General features: G+C 68.4%; 3 protein-coding genes and 1 pseudogene. 2 read left to right on the forward strand and 2 right to left on the reverse strand.

Translation table 11 applies throughout. The annotated features are described in order from the left end of the window. Nucleotides 1-205: 205 nt before the first annotated feature. Together AC1D01_RS32185 and AC1D01_RS32190 are read left to right on the forward strand one after the other, a co-directional pair. Nucleotides 206-586, forward strand: a complete 381-nt coding sequence (locus AC1D01_RS32185; RefSeq protein WP_047511825.1) for a diacylglycerol kinase — start codon at nt 206-208, stop codon at nt 584-586. Beyond that, nucleotides 583-1185 (forward strand): LOG family protein, encoded by a 603-nt coding sequence (locus AC1D01_RS32190; protein WP_477873569.1) that lies wholly within the window; start codon nt 583-585, stop codon nt 1183-1185. Before AC1D01_RS32185 ends, AC1D01_RS32190 begins: the two co-directional genes overlap by 4 nt. Nucleotides 1186-1253: 68 nt before the next feature. Here the strand turns inward: AC1D01_RS32190 and AC1D01_RS32195 are convergent, their stop codons facing one another. Together AC1D01_RS32195 and AC1D01_RS32200 are read right to left on the reverse strand one after the other, a co-directional pair. After that, nucleotides 1254-1592, reverse strand: coding sequence for a P-II family nitrogen regulator (locus AC1D01_RS32195; protein ID WP_047511820.1), 339 nt, complete (start codon nt 1590-1592; stop codon nt 1254-1256). A gap of 32 nt (nt 1593-1624) precedes the next feature. Then, nucleotides 1625-1996 (reverse strand): annotated as a pseudogene (locus AC1D01_RS32200) (NAD+ synthase); the annotation flags it as partial.

The following is a 1996-nucleotide window of genomic DNA, read 5'->3' on the forward strand; positions in this document are numbered from 1 at the left end:
CGGCTGGGCCGGCCGCGACCTGTTCGCGGCGATCGGCGTCGGCATCGTCGCCTATGCGCTGCTCGCGCTGCTGCACCCGCAGCGCCAGTTCTGGCATGACGCGCTGTGCGGCACCCGGCTGGTCGATGCACCGCCCTCGCCTGCACCGGCACGCCCGGCCTGACGCGCATCGGACCGTCATCGGCTCAGGGCACAATCGCGGCCCATGACGAATCCCTACAAAGGACGCACCGGTCTGGAACGCGTGATCCGCGCCACCGGCTACTCCATCGAAGGCCTGAAAACGGCCTACCACGGCGAGAGCGCCTTCCGCCAGGAAACCTGGCTCGCCGTCTTCCTGCTGCCGGCCGCGCTGTGGCTCGGCCGCACCTGGATCGAGACCGCGCTGCTGGCCGGATCGGTGCTGCTCGTGCTGATCGTCGAGCTGCTGAATTCCGGCATCGAGGCGGTGGTCGACCGGGTGTCGTTCGAGCTGCACGACCTCTCCAAGCGTGCCAAGGACCTGGCCAGCGCCGCGGTGTTCCTGTCGCTGATGCTGTGCGGCGGCATCTGGCTGGCCGCGCTGTGGCACCGCTTCATGCCATGAGCCCGACCTCCCCCGCCATCCCGTTCTCGGTCTGCGTCTACTGCGGATCGCGCAATGGCAATGACCCCGCGTTCGAGGCCGCGGCCCGCCGCGTCGGCGCGCTGATCGGCGAGCGCGGCTGGCGCCTGGTGTACGGCGGTGGCCGCGCCGGGCTGATGGGCGTGGTGGCCGATGCGACATTGGCCGCCGGCGGCAGCGCGGTCGGCGTGATCCCGCAGGCGCTGATGTCGCGCGAGCTGGGCCACGCCGGGCTGACCGAGCTGCACGTGGTCGACACGATGCACCAGCGCAAGCAGATGATGGCCGAGCGCGCCGGCGCCTTCCTGGCCTTGCCGGGCGGCATCGGCACCTTCGAGGAGCTGTTCGAGGTCTGGACCTGGCGCCAGCTCGGCTACCACGACCAGCCGATCGGCCTGCTCAACACCGCCGGCTACTACGACGACCTGCTGGCCTTCCTCGGCAAGACCGTGGAGCGCGGCTTCCTGTCGACGGCGCAGATGGACCTGCTGCAGGTGGCGGACGATGCGCCCACGCTGCTGGACCGCCTGGCCACGCTGGCCGGCGGCGCGCACCAGCAGGACGACTACAGCGCGATCTGAGAGGCTGTGGCGAACCCGCCATGAAGAAGGCCCGCACGCGGCGGGCCCTGTCTTGGTGCAGCGGGTGGTCAGACCGCCGCTTCGTCCGTCTCGCCGGTGCGGATGCGCACCACCTGCTCGACGGCCGTCACGAAGATCTTGCCGTCGCCGATCTTGCCGGTCTTGGCGGCCTTGACGATCGCATCGATGCAGCGGTCGACATCGCCATCCTTGACGACGACCTCGACCTTCACCTTCGGCAGGAAGTCGACGACGTACTCGGCGCCCCGGTACAGCTCGGTGTGCCCCTTCTGACGGCCGAAACCCTTGACCTCGGTCACCGTCAGGCCGGTCACGCCGACATCGGCCAAGGCTTCGCGGACTTCCTCGAGCTTGAATGGCTTCACGATCGCGGTGATCTGTTTCATGTCGGTCTCCGGAGGGATGGAATCGACATAGTTTAAGCGCGGAACCTCGATGTGATGGGGTATCGCCAATCACGCCCGAACGCCCGATGGGTGATGCGGATGCCCACCGGCGACTGGCGGCGCTTGTACTCGTTGATCTTGATGAGCCGCGTGACCCGCTCGACGTCGGCCGGATCGAACCCGGCCGCGACGATCTGCTCGATGCCCTGGTCGTCTTCCATGTAGCGCTGCAGGATCGCGTCGAGCACCTCGTAGGGCGGCAGGCTGTCCTGATCCTTCTGGTCGGGGCGCAGCTCGGCCGACGGAGGCCGCGTGATGATGCGCTGGGGAATCACCTCGCGGCCCTGCGCGTTCTTCCAGTTCGCGAGGCGGTAGACCAGCGTCTTCGCCACGTCCTTGATCAC

This window comes from Rhizobacter sp. P3_B12 (assembly GCF_056402895.1).